The organism is Achromobacter sp. UBA5777 (assembly GCF_002418565.1).
Classification (GTDB): domain Bacteria; phylum Pseudomonadota; class Gammaproteobacteria; order Burkholderiales; family Burkholderiaceae_B; genus Achromobacter; species Achromobacter animicus.
In genome coordinates this window covers 1-26,575 of record NZ_DIEJ01000284.1, presented here as the reverse complement: position 1 = coordinate 26,575, position 26,575 = coordinate 1, and the positions used below count along the sequence as shown (strand labels likewise).

The 26,575-nt window shown below is 63.4% G+C and carries 26 protein-coding genes; 22 read left to right on the top strand and 4 right to left on the bottom strand.

Features of this window, described 5'->3' with window-relative positions; genetic code table 11:
- Positions 1-56 precede the first annotated feature (56 nt).
- The 7 genes from B3446_RS24820 (at position 57) to B3446_RS24790 (ending at position 5,624) form a co-directional block, all read left to right on the top strand.
- Complete coding sequence (locus B3446_RS24820; protein ID WP_291386422.1) at positions 57-617, top strand: OmpH family outer membrane protein; 561 nt, start codon at positions 57-59, stop codon at positions 615-617.
- Between the two features lie 18 nt (positions 618-635).
- Entirely contained in the window at positions 636-1,733 is a 1,098-nt protein-coding gene (lpxD, locus tag B3446_RS24815) for a UDP-3-O-(3-hydroxymyristoyl)glucosamine N-acyltransferase (RefSeq protein ID WP_175139166.1), read from the top strand.
- A gap of 67 nt (positions 1,734-1,800) precedes the next feature.
- Positions 1,801-2,256, top strand: a complete 456-nt coding sequence (gene fabZ / locus B3446_RS24810) for a 3-hydroxyacyl-ACP dehydratase FabZ (RefSeq protein WP_006385190.1) — start codon at positions 1,801-1,803, stop codon at positions 2,254-2,256.
- Complete coding sequence (gene lpxA / locus B3446_RS24805; protein ID WP_175139167.1) at positions 2,257-3,051, top strand: acyl-ACP--UDP-N-acetylglucosamine O-acyltransferase; 795 nt, start codon at positions 2,257-2,259, stop codon at positions 3,049-3,051.
- The gene (lpxB, locus tag B3446_RS24800; protein WP_291386403.1) at positions 3,048-4,244 is read left to right on the top strand and encodes a lipid-A-disaccharide synthase; all 1,197 of its coding nucleotides are present in this window, start codon (positions 3,048-3,050) and stop codon (positions 4,242-4,244) included. Before lpxA ends, lpxB begins: the two co-directional genes overlap by 4 nt.
- Positions 4,231-4,839, top strand: a complete 609-nt coding sequence (gene rnhB, locus B3446_RS24795) for a ribonuclease HII (RefSeq protein ID WP_291386401.1) — start codon at positions 4,231-4,233, stop codon at positions 4,837-4,839. Before lpxB ends, rnhB begins: the two co-directional genes overlap by 14 nt.
- Positions 4,836-5,624, top strand: coding sequence for a TrmH family RNA methyltransferase (locus B3446_RS24790; protein ID WP_291386400.1), 789 nt, complete (start codon positions 4,836-4,838; stop codon positions 5,622-5,624). Before rnhB ends, B3446_RS24790 begins: the two co-directional genes overlap by 4 nt.
- Positions 5,625-5,687: 63 nt before the next feature.
- On the opposite strand, the gene ppsR is transcribed toward B3446_RS24790, so the two are convergent.
- Positions 5,688-6,515: a posphoenolpyruvate synthetase regulatory kinase/phosphorylase PpsR gene (gene ppsR, locus B3446_RS24785; RefSeq protein WP_175121920.1), complete on the bottom strand. Its 828-nt coding sequence runs from the start codon at positions 6,513-6,515 to the stop codon at positions 5,688-5,690.
- Positions 6,516-6,731: 216 nt separating this feature from the next.
- On the opposite strand from ppsR, the gene ppsA reads away from it, so the two are divergent.
- The 5 genes from ppsA to B3446_RS24760 all read left to right on the top strand — a co-directional run bounded on the left by ppsA (position 6,732) and on the right by B3446_RS24760 (position 15,995).
- Entirely contained in the window at positions 6,732-9,098 is a 2,367-nt protein-coding gene (ppsA, locus tag B3446_RS24780; RefSeq protein ID WP_291386398.1) for a phosphoenolpyruvate synthase, read from the top strand.
- A gap of 265 nt (positions 9,099-9,363) precedes the next feature.
- Positions 9,364-11,514: a type VI secretion system Vgr family protein gene (locus tag B3446_RS24775; protein WP_291386396.1), complete on the top strand. Its 2,151-nt coding sequence runs from the start codon at positions 9,364-9,366 to the stop codon at positions 11,512-11,514.
- Positions 11,515-11,521: 7 nt separating this feature from the next.
- The gene (locus tag B3446_RS24770; protein WP_291386394.1) at positions 11,522-12,394 is read left to right on the top strand and encodes a DUF4123 domain-containing protein; all 873 of its coding nucleotides are present in this window, start codon (positions 11,522-11,524) and stop codon (positions 12,392-12,394) included.
- Positions 12,307-15,000 carry a T6SS effector BTH_I2691 family protein gene (locus B3446_RS24765; protein WP_349680058.1) on the top strand — a complete coding sequence of 898 codons (2,694 nt, stop codon included), beginning with the start codon at positions 12,307-12,309 and terminating at the stop codon, positions 14,998-15,000. The genes B3446_RS24770 and B3446_RS24765 overlap by 88 nt, the downstream gene beginning before the upstream one ends.
- Positions 15,000-15,995, top strand: coding sequence for a DUF6708 domain-containing protein (locus tag B3446_RS24760; protein WP_291386392.1), 996 nt, complete (start codon positions 15,000-15,002; stop codon positions 15,993-15,995). Before B3446_RS24765 ends, B3446_RS24760 begins: the two co-directional genes overlap by 1 nt.
- A 59-nt stretch (positions 15,996-16,054) precedes the next feature.
- Here the strand turns inward: B3446_RS24760 and B3446_RS24755 are convergent, their stop codons facing one another.
- Positions 16,055-16,900, bottom strand: a complete 846-nt coding sequence (locus tag B3446_RS24755) for a bifunctional transcriptional activator/DNA repair enzyme AdaA (protein WP_291386390.1) — start codon at positions 16,898-16,900, stop codon at positions 16,055-16,057.
- A gap of 125 nt (positions 16,901-17,025) precedes the next feature.
- Entirely contained in the window at positions 17,026-17,766 is a 741-nt protein-coding gene (locus B3446_RS24750) for a glutamine amidotransferase (RefSeq protein ID WP_291386388.1), read from the bottom strand.
- A 170-nt stretch (positions 17,767-17,936) separates the two neighbouring features.
- Here B3446_RS24750 and B3446_RS24745 point away from each other — a divergent pair, with 170 nt between their 5' ends.
- From B3446_RS24745 to B3446_RS24735, 3 genes are all read left to right on the top strand, one after another.
- Positions 17,937-18,368 carry an NfeD family protein gene (locus tag B3446_RS24745; RefSeq protein WP_291386386.1) on the top strand — a complete coding sequence of 144 codons (432 nt, stop codon included), beginning with the start codon at positions 17,937-17,939 and terminating at the stop codon, positions 18,366-18,368.
- A gap of 96 nt (positions 18,369-18,464) precedes the next feature.
- Positions 18,465-19,391, top strand: a complete 927-nt coding sequence (locus B3446_RS24740) for an SPFH domain-containing protein (protein ID WP_008167745.1) — start codon at positions 18,465-18,467, stop codon at positions 19,389-19,391.
- 25 nt (positions 19,392-19,416) lie between these two features.
- Positions 19,417-20,604, top strand: coding sequence for a GGDEF domain-containing protein (locus tag B3446_RS24735; protein ID WP_191578057.1), 1,188 nt, complete (start codon positions 19,417-19,419; stop codon positions 20,602-20,604).
- 1 nt (position 20,605) lies between these two features.
- On the opposite strand, the gene smpB is transcribed toward B3446_RS24735, so the two are convergent.
- Entirely contained in the window at positions 20,606-21,115 is a 510-nt protein-coding gene (gene smpB / locus B3446_RS24730; protein ID WP_224776897.1) for an SsrA-binding protein SmpB, read from the bottom strand.
- A 124-nt stretch (positions 21,116-21,239) separates the two neighbouring features.
- Between smpB and B3446_RS24725 the strand changes: the two genes are divergently transcribed.
- The 7 genes from B3446_RS24725 to B3446_RS24695 all read left to right on the top strand — a co-directional run.
- The gene (locus tag B3446_RS24725; protein ID WP_056316825.1) at positions 21,240-21,674 is read left to right on the top strand and encodes a type II toxin-antitoxin system RatA family toxin; all 435 of its coding nucleotides are present in this window, start codon (positions 21,240-21,242) and stop codon (positions 21,672-21,674) included.
- Positions 21,664-22,011 carry an RnfH family protein gene (locus B3446_RS24720; RefSeq protein WP_175121910.1) on the top strand — a complete coding sequence of 116 codons (348 nt, stop codon included), beginning with the start codon at positions 21,664-21,666 and terminating at the stop codon, positions 22,009-22,011. The genes B3446_RS24725 and B3446_RS24720 overlap by 11 nt, the downstream gene beginning before the upstream one ends.
- A 258-nt stretch (positions 22,012-22,269) precedes the next feature.
- On the top strand, positions 22,270-23,424 hold the full coding sequence (locus B3446_RS24715; RefSeq protein ID WP_291386380.1) for an acyl-CoA dehydrogenase family protein: 1,155 nt from the start codon (positions 22,270-22,272) through the stop codon (positions 23,422-23,424).
- Positions 23,421-24,596: an enoyl-CoA hydratase/isomerase family protein gene (locus B3446_RS24710; RefSeq protein WP_291386378.1), complete on the top strand. Its 1,176-nt coding sequence runs from the start codon at positions 23,421-23,423 to the stop codon at positions 24,594-24,596. The genes B3446_RS24715 and B3446_RS24710 overlap by 4 nt, the downstream gene beginning before the upstream one ends.
- Positions 24,597-24,722: 126 nt before the next feature.
- Positions 24,723-25,613, top strand: a complete 891-nt coding sequence (gene mmsB / locus B3446_RS24705; RefSeq protein WP_191578053.1) for a 3-hydroxyisobutyrate dehydrogenase — start codon at positions 24,723-24,725, stop codon at positions 25,611-25,613.
- A 22-nt stretch (positions 25,614-25,635) separates the two neighbouring features.
- A complete protein-coding gene (locus B3446_RS24700; protein WP_175186157.1) occupies positions 25,636-26,052 on the top strand; it encodes a PaaI family thioesterase in 417 nt (138 codons plus the stop codon).
- A gap of 73 nt (positions 26,053-26,125) precedes the next feature.
- A partial coding sequence (locus B3446_RS24695; RefSeq protein WP_291386376.1) for a VIT1/CCC1 transporter family protein occupies positions 26,126-26,575 on the top strand: 450 nt, incomplete at its 3' end.

Here is a 26,575-nt window from a genome sequence, read left to right as displayed (position 1 = left end):
CTGTTTAGTGGCACAATACACACTTTGGCTTTGCCTTACTGGAAGGTGAGATTTTCATGATGTCTGATTTCGCACTTAAATCATCGAAGACGCTGGGCGCGAAGCGCCGTGGCAAGCTGGGCGGCTCCATTGCCCTGGTGGGTGCGCTCATTCTCGGTTCGGCTGCCGCGATCCCCGCCCAAGCGCAAAGCACCAAGATCGGTTTCGTCAATACCGAACGCATCCTGCGCGAATCGGGTCCGGCCAAGACTGCCCAGAGCAAGATCGAAGCCGAATTCAAGAAGCGCGACGACGAACTCCAACGCCTGAACAACAGCCTGCGCTCGCAAGCCGAGAAATTCGACAAGGACGCGCCCGTCCTGTCGGAATCCGACCGCGTCAAGCGCCAGCGCGAACTGGCCAACCTGGATACCGACCTGCAGCGCAAGCGCCGCGAATTCCAGGAAGACTTCAACCGCCGCCGCAACGAAGAATTCTCGGGCATCGTGTCCAAGGCCAATGACGCCATCAAGCGCATCGCCGAACAGGAAAACTACGACCTGATCATCCAGGACGCAGTGACGGTCAACCCCCGCATCGACATCACCGACAAGGTGATTCAGAGCCTGGGCAAGTAAAGCGATACCCGTCTAGTCATGCCGGTTTTACTGGATCTTGCCCGCGCGCCGACACTCGAAGCAATGTTGAGCGCCGCCAATACCCAGGGTATGGACTGGCGTATCAGTGCGGTTCCCGGCGCAGACCCCATGCGGGTCTGCGGCATCGGGACCCTGTCTTCGGCTGGTCCTCAGGAAATCTCTTTCCTGTCCAACCCCCGCTATCAGAGCCAGCTTGGCGCAACGGGAGCAGGGGCGGTCATCGTCTCTCCCGACGTCGCCGAGGCGCTTGAGGCCCAGGGCACCGACCGGCCGCCGTTCGCATTGGTCGTCTGCAAGCATCCCTATCTGCTTTACGCGCGCGTCGCGCAGTGGTTTGACACTGCCCGTAGACCCGCCTTGCCCGCTGATACGCATCCCTCCGCCGTGGTCGCGCCTGACGCCATCATCGAAGAGGGTGTGCGCGTCGGCCCCAACTGCGTCGTTGAAGCTGGCGTGCGCATCGGGCGCGGCACGGTGCTGGGTCCGGGATGCGTCATCGGCGCTGGTTCGTCCATCGGTCCCGACGGCCGGCTGCATGCCAATGTCACGCTGTACGAAGGCGTCAAGATCGGCGCTCGAGTCATCCTGCATAGCGGATCGGTGCTTGGCGCCGACGGTTTCGGCTTTGCGCCGGATCCTTCGCTGGGCAAGGGCGCCTGGGGCAAGATTCCACAGTTTGGCGGCGTGTCCCTTGGCGACGACGTTGAAATCGGCGCCAACACCACCGTCGATCGCGGCGCACTCGAAGACACTGTTCTGGCTGACGGCGTGAAGCTCGACAACCAGATCATGATCGGCCACAACTGCCGCATCGGCGCGCACACCGCAATGGCGGCGTGCGTCGGGGTGGCAGGCTCCACGACCATCGGCGAGCGCTGCACCATCGGCGGCGCCGCGATGCTTTCGGGCCATCTGGTGCTGGGCGACGACGTGCATATCTCGGGCGGCACGGCAGTGACGTCCAATATTTCCAAGCCTGGCCGCTATACCGGGGTCTTCCCGTACGCGGAGCATGGCGAATGGCAGCGCAACGCCGCCGTGATACAACAGTTGGCGCAATTGCGCCGCCGTTTGCGCACGCTGGAAAAGGACTAGGGCGCGTTCGCCGCCCTGGCGCGCGCGCGCCGCCACCTTATTTAATTTCGCAGGAACGCAGAGAAAAATGGAACTCGACATCAAGGGGATCATGGAGAGGCTGCCGCATCGCTACCCGATGCTGCTGATTGACCGTGTTGTGGAAATGGTGCCTGGCAAGTCCATCGTCGCCATCAAGAACGTCTCGATCAACGAGCCGTTTTTCAACGGTCACTTTCCTCACCATCCGGTGATGCCGGGCGTGCTCATCGTTGAAGCCATGGCCCAGGCCTCGGCGCTGTTCTCCTTCACGGACGAGAACGGCGGCCTCAAGTGCGAAGGCGCCAAGACCGCCTATTACCTGGTCGGCATCGATGGCGCGCGCTTCCGCCGCCCCGTCGTTCCGGGCGACCAGCTGCGCATCGAGGTTGAAGCTGAACGCCTGAGCCGCAGCATCTGTAAGTATCAAGCACGCGCGACCGTCGATGGCCAGGAAGTGGCGTCGGCCAAGCTGATGTGCGCGATTCGCAGCCTGGAAGAGTAAATGGCAGGAAACATCCATCCCACCGCTGTTGTCGATCCGGCGGCAAAAATCGACCCGACCGCGGTCATCGGCCCGTTCGCAGTGGTGGGGCCCGATGTGACCGTCGGTGCGGGAACCGAAATTGGCCCGTACTGCATGATCGACGGCGTGACCACCATCGGTCGCGACAACCGGTTCTACCGGTACTGCTCCATCGGCGGCATGCCGCAGGACAAGAAGTACGCGGGCGAGCCCACCCGGCTGACCATCGGCGACCGTAATACGGTCCGTGAATTCGTCACGCTGAACACCGGCACCACGCAAGACGGCGGCGAAACGACGTTGGGCGACGATAACTGGATCATGGCCTACGTTCACGTGGCCCATGACTGCCACATCGGCAGCCACACGATCCTGGCCAACTCGGTGCAGCTTGGCGGCCACGTGCACGTGGGCGACTGGGCGATCATCGGCGGTCTGACCGGCGTGCACCAGTTCTCGCGCGTGGGCGCGCACACCATGACGGGCGGCAACAGCTCGCTCATGCAGGACACCCCGCCGTTCGTCCTGGCCGCCGGCAACCCGTGCCGTCCGGTGGGTGTCAACGTCGAAGGCTTGAAGCGCCGCGGCTTTTCCGCCGCCTCCATTTCGGCGCTGCGCGAAGCTTACAAGATCATCTACCGCCGGGGCCTGTCCCTGGACGCGGCACGCGCCGAATTGCGCGACCGCCAGCAGGCCATTCCTGAAGCTGCGGAACACCTGCAGACGTTGCTGGACTTCCTGGACGTCGCCTCCCGCGGCATCATCCGCCCATGAGCACCCGGATCGGCATGGTGGCCGGCGAGCCTTCGGGCGACCTGCTGGCCGGGCGCATCATTGCCGGTCTGCAAGCGCGCGACAATGGCGTGCGCTGCGAAGGCATTGGCGGGCCGCAGATGCAGGCCCGTGATTTTGAAGCCTGGCACCCGATGCACGCGCTGACCGTGTTCGGTTACGTGGACGCGCTCAAGCGCCTGCCCAGCCTGCTGGCCACGTACCGGGACGTCAAACGCCGCTGGCTGGCCGAGCCGCCCTCTGTCTTCGTCGGCATCGACGCGCCCGACTTCAACCTGCGCCTTGAGCATCAATTGCGGCAGGCGGGTACGCCGACGGTGCATTTCGTTGGGCCCTCGATCTGGGCGTGGCGCTACGAACGCATTCACAAGATCCGCGAATCGGTATCGCACATGCTGGTGCTGTTTCCGTTCGAGGAAGAGATCTACCGCAAGGAAGGCATTCCGGTTACGTACGTGGGCCATCCGCTGGCCGGCGCCGTGCCCATGCAGCCTGACCGTGCCGCCGCCCGCGAACGCCTGGGTATCGACCAGAACGCCCGCGTGTTGGCGATCCTGCCCGGCAGCCGCTCGTCCGAGATCCGCCTGCTGGCGCCGCGCTTCCTGCAGGCAGCCCAACAGCTGCTGAAGAAAGATCCGGCCTTGCAATGCATCGTGCCCATGGTCAATGACCAGCGGCGGGCGGAGTTCCTTGAAATCCTGGCGCAGCACCCTGTGCCCGGCCTGCGCTGCGTCACCGCGCACGACCTGCACGGCGAGGGGGGCGACCGCAAGGCGCCGGTGGCCTGGTCCGTCATGGAAGCCGCCACGGCGGTCCTCGTCGCCAGCGGCACCGCTACGCTCGAGACGGCGCTGTTCAAGCGGCCCATGGTCATTTCCTACGTGTTGTCGCCGTGGATGCGGCGCATCATGGCCTGGAAGTCCGGCCAGCAGCGCCCGTATCTGCCGTGGGTGGGTCTGCCCAACGTGCTGCTGCGTGACTTTGTTGTCCCTGAGCTTTTGCAGGACGACGCGACGCCCGATAAACTGGCCGAAGCGACTTGGCAGGCGTTGACCGACGACGCGCTGATCGCTCGCGTGGAGGCGCGGTTTACCGCCATGCACCAAGACCTGTTGCGCGATACGCCGGCGCTGGCCGCGCAGGCGATCCTGGAGGTGGCCGATGGAGCAGCCTGAGCTTTTCGTGGCGCCAGAGCAGCCTGCGTTGCTGACCGCAGGCGTTGACGAGGCCGGCCGCGGCCCGCTGGCAGGCGAGGTCTACGCGGCCGCCGTCATTCTTGATCCGTCACGATTCATCGGCGGGCTGGCCGATTCCAAGGTGCTGACCGCGGTCCGCCGAGAGGAACTGGCGCTGCAGATCAAGGAACGGGCGCTTGCCTGGTGCATCGCCAGCGCGTCGGTCGCGGAAATCGACAGCCTGAATATCCTGCGCGCCACCATGCTGGCCATGCAGCGCGCGGTGCAGGGCTTGGCCATGGTGCCGCAACTGGCCCTGGTGGACGGCAATCAGGCGCCCAAGCTGCGCTGCACCGTGCAAACCGTCATCAAGGGCGACGCCCTTGTGCCTGCCATCTCGGCCGCCTCCATTCTTGCCAAGACCGCTCGCGACGCGGACCTGCTGCGCCTGCATACGTTGTATCCGCAGTACGCGTTCGATCAGCACAAGGGCTATGGCACGGCGCTGCATCTGCAACGGCTGCGCGAGCACGGCCCGTGCGCCGAACACCGGCGCAGCTTTGCTCCCATCAAGGCGTTCGGCCTGGTTTCATGAAGCACATCAGTTCCCGGGACAACCCGGCGGTCAAGGCGCTGGTCAAGTTGGCCGGCACGGCCGGCAAGCGCGGCGCACCCGTGCTGCTGGACGGTGTTCATCTCTGCCAGGCCTGGCTGCAACATTACGGCCCGCCGGATCGGGCGATCTTCGACGTGGACCGCCTGTCCCAGCCCGATATCGCCGCGCTTGCCGCGGCCGTGCCGGACAACGTAAGCCTCGCGCTGGACGCGCGGCTGATGCACGCCGTGGCTGCGGTGGAAAGCGGGCAGGGCGTTGCCTTCCTGGTCACGCCGCCCGTTCCGGCGCTGCCTGCGCAGGTCGATGAAACCTGCGTCCTGTTTGACCGTATCCAGGATCCCGGCAACGTGGGCACGCTGTTGCGCACGTCCGCCGCAGCGGGCATCAAGCGCGTGTTCCTGGCGACAGGGACGGCGGCGGCGTGGTCGCCCAAGGTGCTGCGCAGCGGCCAAGGCGCGCACTTTGCCCTCGAGATCTACGAGCACGCCGACCTGGAGGCCCTGCTGCCCCGCCTGCGCGTGCCGCTCGTGGCGACCGCCCTGGACGGGTCGCGCGACCTTTTCGCGGACCGCCTGCCTGAACAGTGCGCATGGGTTTTCGGTCACGAAGGCCAGGGCGTGGCGCCGGCGCTGTTGGCGGCCGCCAGCCTGAAGGTACGCATTCCGCACGACGCCGCGGCCGTGGAGTCGCTGAACGTCGGCGCCGCCGCGGCGATCTGCCTGTTCGAGCAGCGCCGGCAGGCCAGCGCGCGCCTTCGGGGCTGAGGCGGCCCAGGGCGCGCAGCCTTCGCCCTAATTAAAGGGCTGGCTTTGGCGAGCCACCCTGCCTTATCCCCGATCCAGTCCGACTTCCTGCAGCACCGTGGTGGCGATCTCTTCGATCGACTTCGTGGTGCTGGACAGCCAGGAAATGCCCTCGCGACGCATCATGCGTTCGGCTTCCGCCACTTCGTAGCGGCATTGTTCCAGTTGCGCGTAGCGGCTGTTGGGGCGGCGTTCGTTGCGGACTTCCGCCAGGCGTTCCGGCTGGATCGATAGGCCGAACAGCTTGGCGCGGTGCGGTGCAATGGTGGAGGGCAGGGTGCCGCGTTCGAAGTCGTCTGGCGTCAACGGGAAGTTGGCGGCCTTGATGGCGTACTGCATGGCCAGATACAGGCTGGTGGGCGTCTTGCCGCAGCGCGAGACCCCGACCAGGATCACGTCGGCCTGATCGAGCTGGTTCACGAACTGGCCGTCGTCATGCGCCAGGCTGAAGTTGATGGCGTCGATCCGGTTCCGGTATTTTTCCGAGTTGGCCTGCATATGCGACCGGCCGATGGAATGGCTGGACTTCAGCCCCAGCGCCTGCTCGATGTGGCTGACGAACGTGCCGAACAGATCCAGGAAGATTCCGTTCGCCTGTCGAACGCGGGCCAGGATTTCCGGGTTGACCAGGGTGCTGAAAACGATGGGCGGGACACCGGCGTCCTGGGCGCTCCGGTCGATCCGCATGGCGACTTCCGCAGCCTTTTCCAGCGTGTCCACGAAGGGCAGCCGGATGGGCTTGAAATTGACCTCTTCGAACTGCGAAAGCACGGACTGGCTGAACGTTTCCGCGGTGATGCCGGTACTGTCGGAAACGATGTATACCGTGCGTACGATAGGGGTAGATGTCATGTGTAAAAAATTCCAACCAGGCAGATGGCCGGACGTACTCCACCGAGTACAATCAGGCCCCTATAAGTCACCCCAAGGGCGGTCCAAGGCCAGTTTGGTCAGCGTCTGAAATTCGGTTCTGCGAAGGCCGGAAAACGCGGTTTTTCCGGCATCAAAAACAGCACGATTCAGCCATTGACCAAACTCGCTTTCATTCCATTGTAAAAGGTGACTTCAATGTCGTATGTTGTTTTGTTCGAGCAGCTCCGCATGACGGACGTGGACTCGGTAGGAGGCAAGAACGCATCTCTTGGCGAAATGATCAGCCAGCTGTCTGGCGCGGGTGTCCGCGTGCCGGGCGGCTTTGCCACGACGGCTGACGCCTTCCGCGATTTCCTGAAGGCCTCCGGCCTGGACAAGCGGATCGCCGAACGCCTGACCACGCTGAATCCCGAAGACGTGCGCGAGCTGGCCACCGCCGGCGCGCAGATTCGCCAATGGATCGTCGACGCGCCGTTCTCGCCCGAGTTCGAATCGCAGATCCGCGAAGCCTTTGCCAAGCTCGATGCTGACGGCAAGGGCTCGTTTGCCGTGCGCTCCTCCGCCACGGCCGAAGACCTGCCCGACGCCTCGTTCGCCGGCCAGCAGGAAACCTTCCTGAACGTCGTGGGCATCGATGACGTGCTGGACAAGATCCGCCACGTGTTCGCGTCGCTGTACAACGACCGCGCCATTTCCTATCGCGTGCACAAGGGCTACGCCCACGCCGACGTCGCCTTGTCGGCCGGCATCCAGCGCATGGTGCGTTCCGACAAGGGCAGCGCCGGCGTCATGTTCACCATCGACACCGAATCGGGCTTCCAGGACGTCGTGTTCATCACGTCGTCGTATGGTCTGGGCGAAACCGTCGTGCAGGGCGCCGTCAACCCTGACGAGTTCTACGTCTTCAAGCCCACGCTGGAACAGGGCCACTATCCCATCGTCGGCCGCCGTATCGGCTCCAAGCTGATCAAGATGGAATTCGATCCCGAGCGCCCCGAAGGTCGTGCCGTGCGCACGGTGGATGTGCCGGTGTCCGAGCGCAACCGCTACTCGCTGACCGACGACGAGGTCAACGAACTGGCCCGCTACGCTGTCATCATCGAAAAGCACTACCAGCGTCCGATGGACATCGAGTGGGGCCGCGACGGGATCGACGGCAAGATCTACATCCTGCAGGCGCGTCCGGAAACCGTGAAGTCGCAGCAGGGCGTCAATGACGTGCAGCAGCGCTACCGCCTGAAGGCGACCGGCCAGGTCCTGATCACCGGCCGTGCTATCGGCCAGAAGATCGGTTCGGGTCCGGTGCGGGTGGTGGGCGACATCTCCGACATGGACAAGGTCCAGCCGGGCGATGTCCTGGTCACCGACATGACGGATCCCAACTGGGAACCCGTGATGAAGCGCGCCTCGGCCATCGTGACGAACCGCGGCGGCCGCACGTGCCACGCGGCGATCATCGCGCGTGAGCTGGGCATTCCGGCGGTGGTGGGCTGCGGCAACGCGACCGACCTGCTCAAGGAAGGCCAGGCCGTGACCGTGTCGTGCGCCGAAGGCGACGAAGGCCGCATCTATGACGGCCTGATCGAAACCGAAGTCGAGGAAGTGCGCCGCGGCGACATGCCCGCCATCGATCTGAAGATCATGATGAACGTGGGCAACCCCCAGCTGGCGTTCGACTTCGCCCAGATTCCGAACGGCGGCGTCGGCCTGGCTCGCCTGGAATTCATCATCAACAACAACATCGGCATCCACCCGAAGGCGGTCCTGGACTACCCGAACGTGGACGGCGAGCTGAAGAAGGCCGTGGAATCGGCCGCCCGCGGCCATGCCAGCCCGCGCGCCTTCTTCGTCGAGAAGATGGCTGAAGGCGTGGCGACCATCGCCGCCGCCTTCTACCCCAAGCCGGTCATCGTGCGCATGTCCGACTTCAAGTCCAACGAGTACCGCAAACTGGTCGGCGGTTCGCGTTACGAGCCCGAGGAAGAGAACCCCATGCTGGGCTTCCGCGGCGCGTCGCGCTACATCGCCGAAGACTTCGCCGAGTGCTTCCGCATGGAATGCGAAGCGCTCAAGAAGGTGCGCGATGAAATGGGCCTGACGAACGTCGAAATCATGGTGCCGTTCGTGCGCACGCTGGGTCAGGCCGAGAAAGTCGTGAACCTGCTCGCCAAGCACGGCCTGGCGCGCGGCGAAAACGGCCTGAAGCTCATCATGATGTGCGAGGTTCCGTCCAACGCCATTTTGGCCGACGAGTTCCTGCAGTTTTTCGATGGCTTCTCCATCGGCTCGAACGACATGACCCAGCTCACGCTGGGCCTGGACCGCGACTCGGGCATGGAACTCTTGGCCGCCGACTTCGACGAGCGCGACGAAGCCGTCAAGTTCATGCTGCGCCGTGCAATCAAGGCTTGCTTGGCCGCCAAGAAGTACGTGGGTATCTGCGGCCAAGGCCCCAGCGACCATCCGGACTTCGCTCAATGGTTGAAGGACGAAGGCATCCTGTCGATGTCGCTGAACCCGGACACCGTTGTCGATACGTGGCAGCGTCTGGCTAAGAACTGATTGGCCGGTTGAAACAGAAAGCCCCGCGTCTTTTGGGACGCGGGGCTTTTTTTATACGGCGTGGGAATAGGGCGCGGCCGCGTTAAGGGAAAAGCGCTCGCCGAATGTCGGCGACGAATGCTTTCTTCAGGCGCCGATCAAAGTAAGAGTCTTCTGATATCTATTTATTGGATCGTGTGACGTAATGGACCCCATATTCCATTCGCGTCCATTGCGAGATTCTTCATTTGCTGCGGACGCGTTTCTATAGGCGGACCGCTCGCTCATGGCAGGTGGGAAAGGTCTGTCGATGCGGGAGCACGTCATTCCTACCCAATCCGATCTGCGGTTCACGTTCGCCCTCGGCGACGAGTCATTTGAGGTCGTCGAATTCACGCTGCAGGAAGGCCTGTCCGAGACCTTCCTGCTGGAAGTGGACCTGGCCAGTGCCAACTCCGCCATCGATTTCGGTGCAGTCCTGGACCGCGCCGCACTGCTGACCATCTGGCACGGCGACACGCCGGTGCGGTACGTGCACGGCGCGGTCTCCGCTTTTGCTCAGCGCGACACGGGCTTTCGCCGCTCACGCTATTCCGTGATCGTCGAGCCGCGTCTGGCGCGCTTGAAACTGAGTTCCGACTGGCGCATCTTCCAGTCGCAGAGCGTCCCGCAGATCGCTGAGGCGGTGCTCGAGGCGCATGGCCTCAACCAGGATTACGAGCAGCGCAGCACCATCGAACACCAGGCGCGCGAATACTGCGTGCAGGCCGGCGACACCGACTATCACTTCGTCGAGCGCATCATGCGCGAGGAAGGCTTCTTCTATTCCTTCCGCCATACCGCCGAGGGCCATAAGCTGATCCACAGCGACCGCCTGTTCATCCATGGCCGCGTCGGTGATGAACCGGTTCAGTACAACCCCACGCCCGGCGGCGACCAGCCGCGGCCAGCGCTGCGCCGCTTCTCGTACACCGAGAACGTGCGCACCGCGCGCCAGACCCAGCGCGACTACACCTTTCACCATCCGCGCTACACCCACCAGCACAGCTGCGATGGCCGAGATCTGGAGCATCAAAGCCGGCGTTACGAGCGCTACGACTATCCCGCTCGGGCCAAGTTCGACGAAGCCGGCAAGCCCTTCGCCGAAAACCGTCTGCGCGGCCATCGCCGCGATTCGCGCGTCGCCTTAGTTGAAGGCGATGACCCGCGTCTGCAACCGGGCATTTCATTCACTCTCGCTGGTCATCCGCGCGAAGACCTGAACCGCGGCTGGCGTCCGGTGCGCATTGTCCACCGCGGCATCCAACACACGAGTCAGGCCGAGGAAAGTGCACAGGCCCAGATGGGAACGCACTACAGCTACGAAGCCGAACTGGTCCCGGACGACGCCGAGTGGCGCGCGGAACCGCTACTCAGGCCCCGCATCGATGGCCCGCAGAACGCCGTGGTGGTCGGCCCGCCCAATGAAGAGATCTTTACCGACGAGTATGGCCGGGTGAAGGTCCAGTTCCCGTGGGATCGCCTCGGCAAGGAGGACGAACGCAGCTCCTGCTGGATCCGCGTTTCACAGGACATCGCCGGCGCCACCTGGGGCCACATGGCCATCCCGCGCATTGGGCAGGAGGTCATCGTCTCTTACTTCGATGGCGATCCGGACCAGCCTGTGATCACCGGCCGCGCCTACAACCGCCTGCAATTGCCGCCTTACGAACTACCGCGCCACAAGACGCGGATGACGATCAAGAGCAAGACCCATAAAGGCGAGGGGTACAACGAACTGCGATTTGAAGACGAGAAGAATCAGGAAGAAATTTACGTCCACGCGCAGAAGGACCAGAACATCCACGTCAATCACGATGAAACCACGTTTGTGGGTCATGACCGTAGCGAACAGGTCGAGCACGACGAGACCATCACAATCGGCCACGACCGCAGGGAAACCGTGGGCAACGACGAACAGGTAAACATCGGGCAGGACCGGCGGCATGACATCGGGCGCGATGACTGTCTAACCGTAGGCCGGAATCACACCACGCACACGGCCAAGGACCGCACCGAGGAGGTGGGCAACAACCGCCGCGACAAGACCTCAGCGAATCATTGGGTGAGTATCGGCGGACACCAGGAGCATACGGTCGAGGGGCACTCGGAACTGCAGGCGGGGCAGGCGATCCGGCAGCGCACGAAGGTTTTTGAAAGCCAAGCGGCAGAGAGCCTGACTATCAATGGGCCGGGAGGAACCATCCGAATCGATGCGTCAGGTATCACGCTTGATGGGTTCGCCATTCTGATCAAGGGTCCGATGAATCAAAAGCCCGGTGGCGGCACGAACTCGATCTCCGTCAACGGCACGCCGGAGCCCGGCGAACCCGTTTGTGTGGGATGCCTGCTGAAAGCCATCGCAGAAGGCCGCAGCGTCGTGCGGTTCGGTGGATAGGCCGCACATGAATCCATTTTCTGAAAGCGTCGTGAACGAGCTGCGTCGGCTCCCCGATCATGGGCTGACAGCCATCATTGAAATGGCTCGCCTGAAGGCTGATGTCCGGAGGCAGCTGATGGAGCGATTCTCCGGTTGGCCGCTACTGCAGCAGCGAGAGTTGGAGAATCTCCGAGAGATTGGCCCATGGTTGTTCGGGCCTGCCGCCCAGAACAACCTGCAAGGACAGTACGACTTTCTCTGCGACGTTGCTGACATTGCCGGAGACGCAATTTGCGTCTGGCTGACCAGCGCCATGTCCCCACCTCAATTGGCCAAGCACCTTAGTCAAGCCACGACAGCGAAGGGCCCGGAGGGCGCTACTTATTTGCTGCGCTTTCATACGGAAACGGCGTTTCCCGTGCTTCATGCGCGTCAGGATCTCCCCGGAATCTCAGACTGGCTGGCGCCGGTTCGATCATGGTGGCTCGTGTTTCCCCACCGAGAGCGCAAGGCCTGGAAACACTTTACAGGTCACGGTTCGACCAAGCCGTATCGCACGCCATCTATTCAATTGGACGAGTCATGCTGGGAGGCGCTTGCGGGCGACCCGCTCACGCACCGACTGGCGGACCAGCTTCGGGCACCGCTTGAAAAGAAGGGCGACCGCGAAAACTGCCATGGCACCCGGCTTGGACTCGTACATGACTTGTTAGCTCAAGCGGATCGCATCGGTCTGAGCCGACAGAGCGACCGAATCGACTACGTGACCTTGATGGCGTTGCAAGGCAAGGCGCTCGAAGGTTCTCCGGCATGGAACGACGCATTGCACGAGGCGAAAGCGCTGCGAGAACCCCTGGCGCAGGCGCTGCAAGTGCGCATGCGCAGGAAAAATGGTTGAGGACGTCAATGTTCGGTTGGAACGATACCTTTAATGCGTGTGCAGAGAATTGCACGCTTCTCGATGGAATCTTGAATCGCGGGGCGGAGGTAACTTGCACTCGCACCTTCACGATACTTCCGCTACGGTATGGCGCCGTGGGAGGTAGCGCCGAACGGCGCAAACTCCTTCCGTCCTTGCCCGAGCATTTGAATAAGCCAAGCAGAGTGGGCAGTCTGAGCGAATCGACTTACGCCATACGCCCGCTGCGTCAGGGATTCCTGTACGTCCTTGTGCAGCGCGTGAGCGCGGGGACCTACGAATGGCACAGCCAGTACCGAGTATCGGAAGCCGGAACGCTCGCCTATATGAATGCGGATGAGCCGTGGGAGCCGAAACGCGCCGCGGGGCAAGGCATGGATGCATACGCCGGCTGGAAGTGGATGTTCAAAGTCCATGACGTGGACGACATCAAGGATCTTCGCCTGCTCTTTAGCCCATGCCCTTTGACCAAGGAAACGCTGCGCAGATATCGCTCGCTCCCGGCAAGCAGGGATAAGTTGGTCTCAGTGGATATCGCCAAACTTGCGTCGCTGCCTCCCGAAGAAATGGATTGTGTTCGCTCGCAAGACGGCGTGTTGACTTTTGATCAGCTTGATTGCGTTGCCGACTTCGCGGCTGTAAACCAGCCGGGTTTGAATACGCTGCTCAAAACGCAGGCGTTCAATCCTCTTGCACCACCCCTGCAGGCCACGCAGGCTGAAATGCGGCCCACGGCCAAGCACAATCGGTTCCGTGGTGCGGGCATCGTCGTAGAGGACGCTCTCGGCATTACTCAGGAACTGAACGCCTGGCGCAATGCGAGTGTCGACGCACTCGATGCATTCATGGCATATGAGGACGGCGAAAAGCTTACCAACCATCGCAAGTTCACGATCGCTTTCGGCATTGAAAACATCAGGAAACTGCTAGAGGACGAAGCCGAAAAGCTCTATTACAAGGAGCAGCAGAACTACGGCGTGCGTTACTCGGATCGCGGGTACGAGATGAGCAACAACCACATGACTTTGCAATCGCGGGGTGATTTCATCAACTTTCGCAATCCGCAACATCAACGGCAGGTTCAGGAAGCTGCCGCCAAGGAGCGCCGTGCCGGAAGCTGGAGCAAGTATGCCGACTACATCGATGAGGAAATGCGTCAGGATTTCCTGAAGCGCTATCGCGAAGAAGTCGGTATGGCGGACGCGGCCAAGGATGCGCGTGCCTCGGACCACCTTCTTTGGCTGCAGAGCGAACCGCTCCTCGACGCGCTCGACACGTTTGACCGTAAGGATACTAAGCAGGCCTTGTTATTTGAAGACCAAATGGGAAAGGCGGTCGCCGGCATGAATGCCACGGCGGTCGGCGAGGAACTGCTTGATCGCTGGCGTAAAGCGGGAGTCTCCCGAGAAAACCTGTTCTGGCGGTCGTTGGCGCAGAACCAGGAGAGCATTGAAAGCGAAGTGAATCGACTTTTCGGCGAGCGCGAGACGCTGAAATCCGTCGACCCTGTCGCGTTGCAGAACCGGCTAAAGAAGCTGGCGGATCTTTACGAAAAGAGCCACGCCATGCTCGATTCGATGGCAGATGCCTCAACGGGCGGAGGGCCACCGTCCGGCTACTTGGTTGGCGGTGCGATGCTGATCAACGCGCTAGGCAACTCAATGTTCCAAAGCAAGACTGCTGCCGCCATTGTGGACGCCCCATTCAACAAGCTCGCGGCGTCAGTGCTGCTCGGGCGCCTGGGTCGGTACGCGCAGCATTATCGTCTCGAATTGCGGAACGGCAAGGAACTGAGCCGAGGGTCAACGGTACGCATGGGCCGCTCCGCCAGCCGTCAGTTCGAGGAGGCCCTGCGGACGGGAATAAAAGGTCCAATGACTGAAATCCGCATTGGAAGCACTTTGGTCTTATTGGAAATGTGGAACCTGTGCAACAGACTGACGGCGGAAAACAAGCGAAGCAAGGAGTATGTGGAGATTGTCGCGGCGCTGCTGGCGCTAACTGCAACGGGTTTCGAAGTGGGTGCGGGCGCGGTGAGCTTTGCGGAGAAAAGTGGCAGCGCTGCTGTGCAGCAAGGTGCCAAGGTATTCCGTAGTGGCCTTCGCTTGACGGCGGGGATCTTGGCTGGCGCAGCTTCGCTAGTCGGGGCAACCTATGACTTCCAAGACTTCAATAAAAATTTCGTCTTCAGAAGATTCTCAATTGCTGGCTTTTACTTTTTGCGGGCTAGCGCCCAGCTAGGTGCAGCCACACTATCCGTTGCGGTCGGGTTAGGTGCGGCGGGCGCTTACTTGGAGCATTTATCGCGAAGGTATGGAACCAGTCGAATGTTAGGGCGTGCGCTCAACGTGGGCTCCAGGCTGTCAACCGCCCTGGCTGGCCGGATGGTCTTGATGCTCCGCATATTCCTGAGCATGAATCTCGCGATCTTGGCTTTTGCTGCGGTTGAAATATATATCCTTCCTGATGCTCTGGAACTATTTCTGGATCACTGCTCGTTTCGTAAAAACCGCCGCAACGGTCCTGTGGCGACAGAAGAAATGGAGATCGAACTCATGCAACGATCAGTGAAGGTAGTGTACTGATGTACTTATTGGAGCGCGGTTTTCAGTGGTCGCGAAATTTGCTGAGCTACGAGGAAGCGACTGAAGAATTGGGCAAGCAACAACGCCAGCCGGGGCAGGCAGATATTCATGCTCCCGAAGGTGTTGGCGAGTGTGTTTGCGGCGACGTCTACGACAATGAGTCGGTATACGCCTTGACCGACTCGGCTATGGATCTTCGCACGCCAAACGATGAGAAGAGAGGAATAATCACCGCATTTTTAGGATGGATTTATGGGTTTCTGATCTACGCGTGCTTGCGTACCGTGATCGTGTCCGTGGACTACATCCGTCAAGGTCATGGCTACTATGATGATTTGCCGCTGGACGGTGAGGATTACTTTTTCCTGATACTTTTTCCGGTGCTGTGGTTTGCGGTCCTATGTGTTTTCTTAAAATACACATTACGGTATTTTCGGTTGGAATCCCTCACCGCCCGTCGCATCATCGTTCGTTTCAACCGAGCTACCCGCAAGGTTTACTTGCTACGCCCCGAGCATCTAGGCGGCATCCGTATCATGGATTGGGATAAGACCGAGGTACTTATGGACAAAGGCATGAGCGAACTGGAGGGCACCGGAGGTTTCGTCATTCTGGTTTGGGATCGGGGCGATGGTGTGGATTTGCAGGGAACTCCTACCGATAACATCGAAGTCACTTTCGTGGGTAAACCTACTCGCAATGCCAGCGAGCTCCTCGCGTTTTGGGAGTACATCCGCCGCTACATGGAGGACGGCCCCGCTGCCGCGCCTGCGCCGAAAAGACTTATCAACAAGTTCCCCTGGCCCTGGCTTTCGTTCAAGGCGGCCTGGGGCTTGGACACTCAGTTCCTGCGCCACAGCGGCTTATGGGTGTTTGTCGTAGCGAACCTATTGATGTTGCCCGCTATCTTGATCCATGCTGCCGGCCACTGGCTTTCGCTGCTGCTGTGCTATGAGCCTAGATTTCCCCGCGACATCGAAGAGGCGGGACGATAATCCCGAAGCTGCTTTTAGCGCACCGAGGGGTCTGGGGCCCAGACCACGCCGCGCACAGATCAGGCGGCCCGCGCTTCCCGGGCAATGAGTTCGCGCTTGCGGTCGATGCCCCAGCGGTAGCCGGCCAGCGATCCGTCCGTGCGCACCACGCGGTGGCAGGGAATGGCCAGCGCGATGTTGTTGGTGGCGCAGGCGCGGGCGACGGCGCGTACAGCGGCGGGGGCGCCGATGCGTTCGGCCACTTCCGAGTAGGTGGCGGTTTCGCCGAGCGGAATCTCGCACAGCGCCTCCCAGACCTTGCGCTGGAATGCCGTGCCGCGCACGTCCAGCGGCAGGTCCAGGCCGCGCGACGGATCTTCGACAAAGCCGACCACGTCCGCCACCCAGCTTTCGAACCGAGGGTCGGCGCCGATCAGTTTCGCGGCGTGGAAGCGGTCCTGCAGGTTCTGGACCAATCGGTCCGGGTCCTCGTCCAGCGCGATTTCGCAGATGCCGGTGCTGCTGGCGGCCACGAGCAGCGCGCCCAGCGAGCACTGCGCCACCGCGAACCGGATGTCCACGCCTTCACCGTTCTTGCGGAATGCGGTGGGCGTCATGCCCAGGATGGCGGGGGCGGCTTCGTAGAAGCGCCCGCTGGAGTTGAAGCCGGCGTCGTACATGGCGTCGGTGACGCTGGCGCTGTCTTCCAGGCGCTGGCGGGCGCGGCTGGCCCGCAGGGCGTTGGCGTAGGCCTTGGGCGTGATGCCCGTGGCGGCCTTGAAAATGCGGTGGAAATGGAAGCGGCTCATGCCGGCCTGTTCGGCCAGCGCCGACAGATCGGGCGGCTGCTCGGCTTCCAGGGCGCGGCAGGCGCGCTCCACGGCGGCGGCGTGCTGTTTGCTCAAGGGGGCGGCGGCGGGGCTCATAAGGGACTCCTGGCTTCTTGCGTGATGACTTACGCTTGACGCTATCGTCTCAAGGCGGGCCGGCCTGCGCACTCCGCTTGTTGCGGCGGTCCCTGGCGCGGCCGCTGGAGCAGCGGCGGTGGGGCTCAGGCGCCGGGCGCGTAGGTTTCCAGAAAGCGGCGCAGCAGCCCAGCCGCCACGGGCGTCGCGCGCACGTTGGCGGACAGCCCTGGCACGTCGAGGTTTTCGGCTGCGTAGCGGCGGCCATAGCGTTCAAGATGGGCCCGGATGAAGTCCGGGCCGAACTCGGGGTGGAATTGGGTGGAAAAGACGTTGCGGCCGATGCGGATCATCTGGTGCTCGTCCAGGTCCGAGCGCGCCAGCACGGCCGCGCCCGCGGGCAGTTGCAACACGGTCTGCGCATGCAGCATCTGGGCGGGGAAGGTGGTCGGCATGCCGGCCATGAGCAGATCGCCGCCGGCGGTCGGCAGCAATTCGACGGTCTGGGTGCCGACTTCGCGGCCGGCGGGGTTGTAGCCGACCTTGCCGCCGAACGCGTGCGCCAGCAATTGATGGCCGTAGCAGACGCCAAACATGGGCAGGCCGGCCTCCAGGGCCTCACGCAGCCAGGCGGCGGTGTCTTCGCTCCAGGGTTCTTTGTCGGAGACCATCGCGGGCGAACCGGTAATCAAAGCGGCGCGGTAGCTGGAGGGCGCCTGCGGACGCTGGCCTTCGTAGACCGCGACGATGTCCACCGCGCTGGCGGCCAGACCGGCGGCCTGCATGATTTGTTCGGCATAGCCGCCGAACTGGCTTTTGAGCGTGTCGTCCGGATCGCCGGTATGCAGGATCAGGACGGGGAGAGCAGAAGAAGTTGCAGCGGTCATAAGAGCGTGTGGGTGAATAAGGGCGGCGTGGGGGTCCCGCGACCCTGCGCGCCAGGGGCACATCATAATCCAGCGAAAATGTTCCCGTCGGCGCACGGCAGTTCCCGCTCCGTCCCGGAAATACGTACAATCCGCTCAGATACTCATCCTTACAGACGATTCTCGAGACTATGTGGATTTGGCTGGGATTGGCCGCGCTGGCCCTCATCGGTGAGCTGGCGACAGGAACCTTCTATTTGCTGCTTGTTGCCTTGGGTCTGGCCGCCGGCGGCATTGCTGCCTGGCTGAATGCGGGCCTGCAATGGGAGCTGGTGGCGTGTGGCGTCGTGCTGCTGCTGGGACTCGTGGTGTTGCGTAAGACGCGGGTACTGAAAAAGCGCGAGGTCAATTCGGCCCGCAACGCCGACGTCATTCTGGACATTGGCCAGACCGTCACGGTCGAGGCGTGGTCCGACAGCGGGTCAACGCGCGTCTGGTACCGCGGCGCACATTGGCAGGCTGAAGTGGCCAAGGGGCATGCCGCCCAGCCCGGCGAACACACCATTACTGAATTGCGCGGCTCGATCCTCGTGCTTACTCCCAAGCGCGGCGGGTCGGCATAGCAGAACGCGCCCGCGCAGCGCCGCGGGCAAACGCTGGAACCCTGGCCGGCATGGCGGGGCAGGCCAGCGCATCCACTCGAAAAGAGGCTTCACACCATGATCGATACTTCAACCATCGTGCTGCTCGTCATCGTTGCACTGGCAATCCTGATCGTCGTCAAGGCGATCGCCATCGTGCCGCAGCAGCATGCCTGGGTGGTCGAACGGCTGGGCAAGTTCGACCGTGTCCTGTCGCCGGGCGCCGGATTCGTGATTCCCTTTATCGAGCGCGTGGCCTACAAGCATTCGCTGAAGGAAATTCCGCTGGACGTGCCCAGCCAGGTTTGCATCACGCGTGACAACACGCAGCTTCAGGTCGACGGCGTGCTGTACTTCCAGGTCACCGACCCGATGCGCGCGTCGTACGGTTCGTCCAACTACATTTCCGCGATCACGCAGTTGGCCCAGACAACCCTGCGCTCGGTCATCGGGAAGATGGAACTGGACCGCACCTTTGAAGAGCGCGACTCCATCAACAGCAACATCGTGTCGTCGCTGGACGAGGCGGCGCTGAATTGGGGTGTGAAGGTGCTGCGCTACGAAATCAAGGATTTGACGCCGCCCAACGAAATCCTGCGCTCGATGCAGGCACAGATCACCGCCGAACGCGAGAAGCGCGCGCTGATCGCCGCCTCCGAAGGCCGCCGTCAGGAACAGATCAACATCGCCACCGGCGAACGTGAAGCCGCCATCGCGCGTTCCGAGGGCGAGAAGCAGGCGCAGATCAACCAGGCCCAGGGCGAAGCCGCCGCGGTGCTGGCGATCGCCGAAGCCACGGCCAAGGCCATCACGCAGGTTGCCGATGCCGTGCGCCAGCCGGGCGGCATGGAAGCCGTGAACCTGAAGGTGGCCGAGCGTTACGTCGAGGCGTTCGGCAACGTGGCCAAGGAAGGCAACACGCTCATCCTGCCGGCCAACCTGTCCGACGTGGGCGGCATGATCGCCTCCGCCATGACCATCGTGAAATCCACGCGCAACACCTGATACCGCGCCTTGCGGCGCGCCGCCCATGATCGCTCCCGTTAATTTGCTTCTGATAGCAGCGCTGGCGGGAGTGCTTTCCCTTTGCGTGCTGGGGTCGCTGGCGCGCAGCGGCATGGCCGGCATCCGCGAAACCATCCGCGCCAACTTGCTCACGCTGTTGGCGTTTTCTACTTTTGCGCTGCAGAGCACCGAGGCGCCGCTATGGGCCTCCATCCTGGTGCCCAATACGGCCATCGCGCTTGCCCTCTGTGCGTATTACGCGGGCGTGCGCCGGCTGCTCGGGCTGACGGTGCCCCGGCATCTGATGACGCTGGGCTGCGTGGCCGCGCTGTCGGTCGTGGCCGTCTATACGTACGTGGACTGGCAGGTGGGGCCGCGCATCGTGGCGATGTCGCTGCTGCAGATGGGGTTCATGCTGGCCGTGGCCATCGTCGTCCAGCGCAACATGCCGGCGCACCGCTCGCGCTACAGCTACCGTTTCGTGTGGGTGGTGACGCTGATCTCCGCCGTGGTCTGCGCGCTTCGCGCCGCGGTTTACCTGGTCGAGCTGGACATGGTGTCGGCCTTTCTGGAGCCCACCTTGTGGAGCGTCGCCTTCCTGACGCTGGGGGTGCTGATCATGCCTTGCCTGACGCTGGGCACCATCATGATCATCCACGACCGCATGCTGGCCGATCGCGAGCAAGAGGCCAGTACTGACTTCCTGACGGGGCTGATGTCGCGCAAGGCGTGGTGGCTGCAGGCCGAGCGCTATTGCGCCCAGGCCTTGCGCATGCGCCGTCCGCTGACCTTGCTGCTGCTGGACATCGATCATTTCAAGCGCATCAACGATACGCACGGCCACGCGGCCGGCGATGCGGTGCTGCGCCATTTTGGCCTGCTGGCGACTGCCACGCTGCGCACCGGCGATCACGTGGGCCGGGTGGGCGGCGAAGAATTCTGCGTGTTATTTGCAGACATGCGCAGCGACGCGGTGCTGGAGGTGGCCGAGCGGCTGCTGGACTCCGTGCGGCGCACGCCGTGTGCGCACGGCGGCAGCACCATTTCGTATACGTTCAGTGCGGGTGTGGAAGACTGGATACCCGGCGAGAATTTGCAGGTGCTGTTTGAGCGGGCCGACCGCAAGCTTTATGCGGCCAAGTCGGCGGGGCGCAACCGCATCGTGGGCCCCGGCCACGAGGCCGAGCGCCCGGCGCTGCCGGTGGCCGCGTAGATCAGTCGTCCTTGCTGCGGCGGGGGGCGCGGGTGTCGTGCTTCATGATGCGTTCCTTTTCGCGCGCCCAGTCCTTCTCGCGCGCGGTGTCGCGCTTGTCGAACTGCTTCTTGCCGCGGCCCAGCGCGAAATCCAGCTTGATGCGGCCGTTCTTGTAGTGCAGGTTCAGCGGCACCAGCGTGTAGCCGCGCTGCTCGACCTTGCCGATGAGCTTGCTGATTTCTTCGGCCTTGAGCAGCAGCTTGCGCGTGCGCATGGCGTCCGGATGGATGTGCGTGGAAGCGGTGGGCAGGGGGCTGACGTGCATGCCCAGCAGGAAGAGTTCGCCATCGCGCACGATGACGTAGCTTTCCTTGAGCTGCACGCGGCCGTCCCGGATCGCCTTGACTTCCCAGCCTTGCAGGACAAGGCCGGCCTCGTAGCGGTCTTCGATGAAATAGTCGTGCGTGGCCTTGCGGTTGTCGATAATGCTCATAAAGCCTTCTTGCTGGGATTCTGCGAATCTGGCTATCCGGCCGATTGCGGGTTGTTGCGAACGGGGATTGCTCGTTATTCTGCGCAAAGTTTCGGCCCATTTAGGCCCACAAAGCGCTGTGCCGGTAAAATCTTGCCATTCTAGCCATTTGCGATAGTCGATGCACAAAGTACAACGATCCGTCCTGGTGCCTTACAGCGCCGCCCAGATGTTCGACCTGGTTGCCGACGTGGAGAAGTACCCCGAGTTCATGCCGTGGTGTGGCGGCGCCGAGGTGCAGACCCGCGATGAACACGGTATGCAGGCCTCCATCCTGATTTCCTTTGCGGGCATGAAGCAGCGCTTCACCACGCGCAATACCCACGTCTATCCGGAACGGATCGACCTGGAACTCGTGGATGGCCCCTTCTCCAGCCTGGTGGGGCATTGGGTGTTCCAGCCGCTGGCCGAAGACGCCTGCAAGGTCCTGTTCACCATGGAATATGCGTTCTCGAACCGGCCGCTTGAAATGGTGGTGGGGCCGGTCTTCAACCGCATTGCGACCAGCTTCATCGATTCCTTCACCAAGCGCGCGCAGGCCAAGTATGGCGAGTGAGGCGTCCGCGGCAGGGCAGATCGGCGTCGTCGTCTGCTACGCCTTGCCCGGCCACGCGTGGCAGCGGGAAGTGCGCCTGCCTGACGGTGCGACGGTCGAAGACGCGCTGGCCGCCAGCGGGTTCGCGCAGGCGTTTCCTGTGGTCAAGCCGTGGGAACGGGGCGTGGGCGTCTTTGGCCGCGCCACCGAGCCGCACGCGCGGTTGGCCGACGGCGACCGCGTGGAAATCTATCGCGGCCTGACGTTCGACCCGAAGGAATCGCGCCGCCGCCGCGCCGAGCACCGCCGTACCAAGACAGCCCGCAACGGACGGGTTCGCCCGGCAGGGCTGCTGTAGCGCGCTGCACGCACGCGCTGATCGCCGCCCCGGTGTGACACCGCCGCGGCGCGCCGCCGTGTCTCCGCTGGCGGCCGTTGCCGCCTGCCGTCCCGCACATTGTCGTCAATAAGACAAAACGCCCGGCCGCTTCGGGCGTAACATTGAGCCGGGTGTCCGTTTACGTTTACGTCAACGTCATGTCAAAATCGGCGGGCTGGCGTTCACGAGACGGCAGCAACGCCACCAGACAATACCGACTACAACAGGAGACAGGCTGTGGACTTGGAACTGACCGACGAGCAGCGCGCGTTTGCGCAGGCCGCGCGCGATTACGCAGAGGGTGAACTGGCTCCCCACGCCGCGCGCTGGGATGCCGAGGGCATCTTCCCCCGCGAGGCCTTCGCCCGGGCGGGCGAGATGGGCTTTTGCGCGATCTACGCCAGCGAAGACATCGGCGGCCTGGGCTTACCGCGACTCGATGCCACGCTGGTGTTCGAGGAAATGGCGGCGGTGGATCCGTCCACCACGGCGTTCCTGACGATACACAACATGGCGACCTGGATGGTGGGCAAGTGGGGCCAGCCGGGCCTGCGGGACGCCTGGGGTCCCTTGCTCGCCAGCGGGGAAAAGCTGGCCTCCTATTGCCTGACCGAGCCGGGCGCCGGTTCCGACGCGGCATCGCTTTCCACACGGGCGCAGCGCGACGGCGACAGCTACATCGTCAACGGGGCCAAGGCCTTCATCTCCGGAGGCGGCGACACCGACCTGCTGGTCGTGATGGCCCGCACCGGCGGCGAGGGCGCGGCAGGCATCAGCGCCTTTGCGATCCCGGCCGACAGCGAGGGCATCGGCTACGGCCGCAAGGAAGAGAAGATGGGCTGGAACAGCCAGTCCACGCGCCCGATCACCTTTGAAAACGTCCGCGTGCCGGCTGCCAACATGCTGGGCGTGGAAGGCGAGGGCTTCAAGATCGCCATGAAGGGCCTGGACGGCGGCCGGATCAATATCGGCACGTGCTCGGTGGGCGCCGCACAAGGCGCGCTGGACGCTGCCCGCCGTTACATGGATGAGCGCCGCCAGTTCAACCGCCGCCTGGCGGAATTCCAGGCGTTGCAATTCAAGCTCGCGGACATGGCCACCCACCTGGTCGCGGCGCGCCAGATGGTGCGGCTTGCTGCCTGCAAGCTGGACGCCGGCGCGGCTGACGCCTCCACCTATTGCGCGATGGCCAAGCGCTTTGCCACCGACATGGGCTTCCAGATCTGCCTGGACGCGCAACAGATCCATGGTGGTTATGGTTACCTTAAAGACTATCCCTTGGAGCGTCTGGTGCGCGATACTCGCGTCCATCAGATTCTGGAGGGCACCAACGAGATCATGCGCGTGATCATTGCCCGCCAATTGTTGGAAAAAGGAGCCGACATAAGATGAATGCACCGGTGCTGTTCGAAGAAAGATCCGCTGCCAATGGAATGCGTTTCGGCATTGCGACGCTCAATGCGCCGCAAACACTGAACGGCCTGTCGCTCGAGATGGTGGACCTGCTGGCTGACCGTCTGGACGCGTGGGCGCGGGATCCCGGTGTGGCATTGGTGGTGCTGCAAGGCGCGGGCGACAAGGCGTTCTGCGCCGGCGGCGATCTGCACGGCCTGTACCGCAGCATGCAAGAGAACGCGGGCAGGTCCGGCTGGAGCAACCCTTACGCGCGCACCTTTTTCGAACGCGAATACCGGCTGGACTATCGTATCCACACCTATCCGAAGCCCGTGCTGTGCTGGGGCCACGGCATCGTCATGGGCGGCGGCATTGGCCTGATGATGGGCGCCAGCCACCGCGTCGTCAGCGAGACCTCACGCCTTGCCATGCCGGAAGTATCGATCGGGCTGTTCCCGGACGTGGGCGGAAGCTGGCTGCTGAACCGCATGCCGGGCCGCAGCGGCGTGTTCCTGGCGCTGACGGGCGCGCAGTTGAACACGTCCGACGCCTTCTTTGCGGGGCTGGCGGACTTCCGCCTGAACAGCGCGGACTGGCCCGCGCTGTTGTCGTCGCTGGAACAGCAGCCGTGGGCCGGGCAGGCCGCAGGCGCTCCCGAAGACGCCATTCCGCCGCGCTCCATCAACGACGGCCTGTTGCGCCGCGCGCTGACCGCCCTTGAGCCGGCCACGCCGCTGGAACCCGGCCCGCTGCGCCAGCACTCGTTTGTCGTCAACAACCTGTGCAACGGCAACCGGCTGGACGACATCTACGAGGAGCTGTCCTTCCTGAAGGACCACGAGGATCCGTGGCTGTCGCGCGCCGCTAAGACCATGCTGGCGGGCTCGCCCGGATCGGTGCGGCTGGCGTTCGCGCTGCAGCAGCGCACGCGCCTGCGGTCGCTGGATGACGTGTTCCGCGTCGAGTACATCGCTGCGCTGGCATGCACCGCGCACGGCGATTTTGCCGAGGGCATCCGCGCGCTGCTGGTCGACAAGGACAAGAACCCGCGCTGGAACCCGGCCGTCATCGACATGGCCACCGACGCCTGGGTGCAGAAATTCTTTGAGGAACCCTGGCCGGAAGGCCAGCCGCATCCGCTGGCCGATCTGGGACAGGAAGGGCGCTGATCGGTCGCTGATAGAGGCCGGCTCGCCAGCCGGTCCTTGGCTCCCCCCCCCGTCACGCAGGTCACGCAGTTTCGCAGGTCACGATGAATCCATACCTACAGCAATAGCAACAGGAGACAAGACATCATGAGCAGCATCGCGTTTATCGGTTTGGGCAACATGGGCGCGCCCATGGCATTGAACCTGGTCAAGGCCGGCCACACCCTGAAGGTGTTCGACCTGGTGCCGGCGGCCATCAAGCTGCTGACCGACGCCGGCGCGACGGCGGCGGCGTCCGCGTCGGAAGCGGTCGAAGGGGCCGAAGTCGTGATCTCGATGCTGCCGGCCAGCAAGCACGTCGAGGGCCTGTACCTGGATCAGGATCTGCTCGGCAAGATCGCCTCGAGCGCGCTGGTCATTGAATGCAGCACCATTGCGCCCGACTCGGCTCGCAAGGTGGCCCAGGCGGCCGAGGTGCGCGGCATCGCCATGATCGACGCGCCGGTCTCGGGCGGCACGGGCGGCGCGGCCGCGGGCACGCTGACCTTCATCGTGGGCGGCGCCGACACCTCGCTGGAACGCGCGCGCCCCGTGCTGGAGAAGATGGGCAAGAACATCTTCCATGCGGGCCCGGCAGGCGCGGGGCAGGTGGCCAAGATCTGCAACAACATGCTGCTCGGCATCCTGATGGCCGGCACGTCCGAGGCGCTGGCGCTGGGCGTGGCCAACGGACTTGATCCCAAGGTGCTGTCGGACATCATCGCCAAGAGCTCGGGACGCAACTGGGCGACCGAGCTCTACAACCCGTGGCCGGGCGTCATGGAGCATGCGCCGGCGTCCAAGGGCTATGCCGGCGGCTTCGGCGTGGACCTGATGCTCAAGGATCTGGGCCTGGCGGCCGAGGCGGCGCTGTCGGCGCGCGCCTCGATTCCGCTGGGCGAGCTGGCGCGGAATCTGTATTCGCTGCACAGCGGCGGCGGCTCCGGCAAGCTGGACTTTTCCAGCATCGTCAACCTGGTCAAGCGTGAGCAGGACTGACGTGGCGCCGTCCAACGCCGCTATGGACCCGGCCTCGCGGGTCCAGGCCAGTTTCGGCCAGCAAAGCATCATGGCGCTGCTGGGCGCCAAGCTGGACACGGTCGAGCCGGGCAGGGTGGACATCGTTCTGCCTTACCGCGCCGACCTCTGCCAGCAGAACGGCTTTCTGCACGCGGGCATTTCCACCACCATCGCCGACAGCGCGGGCGGCTATGCCGCGTTCACGCTGTTCGGACCGGGCGAGGACGTGCTGACGTCGGAGTTCAAAATGAACTTCCTGGCGCCCGCAAAGGGTGACCGTTTTGTCGCGACCGGGCGCGTGGTCAAGCCAGGCAAGCGTCTTTCGGTCTGCCAAGTGGAAATGCATGCCTACGACGGCGAACACGCCACGCTGTGCGTGATAGGCTTGCTGACCGCGGTGCGCGTGACGCCGCGATGAACTCCGCGCGAGGCGCGCCGGGCCATGCCTGGGGCGCCTCGTGTCTGTCGCGCCTCGCATGGGTTTTCCGGCAATGCCAGCAAAAGAACATCACCGAATTTTCCGTAGCAACTGGCTGCGCGCCGCAGTGCTGGGCGCCAACGACGGTATCGTCTCGACAGCCAGCCTCATCACCGGCGTTGCCGCGGCCCAGGCNNTGTCGATGGCGGCGGGCGAATACGTGTCGGTGCGCACGCAGGCCGACACCGAAGCCGCCGACCTGCGCATGGAGCAACGCTCGCTCAAGCGCAATTCCGGCGAAGAACTGGCCGAACTGGTGGACATTTATGTGGCCCGGGGGCTGACGCGCGATCTGGCGGAACAGGTGGCGCGCCAGCTCACCAGCCATGACGCGCTGGACGCGCACGCGCGCGACGAACTGGGCATCTCGCTGCACAACCGAGCGCGGCCGGTGCAGGCGGCGCTGGCGTCGGCCGCGTCGTTCGCCGGGGGCGCCGCGGTGCCGCTGGCGGTGGCGGCAGTG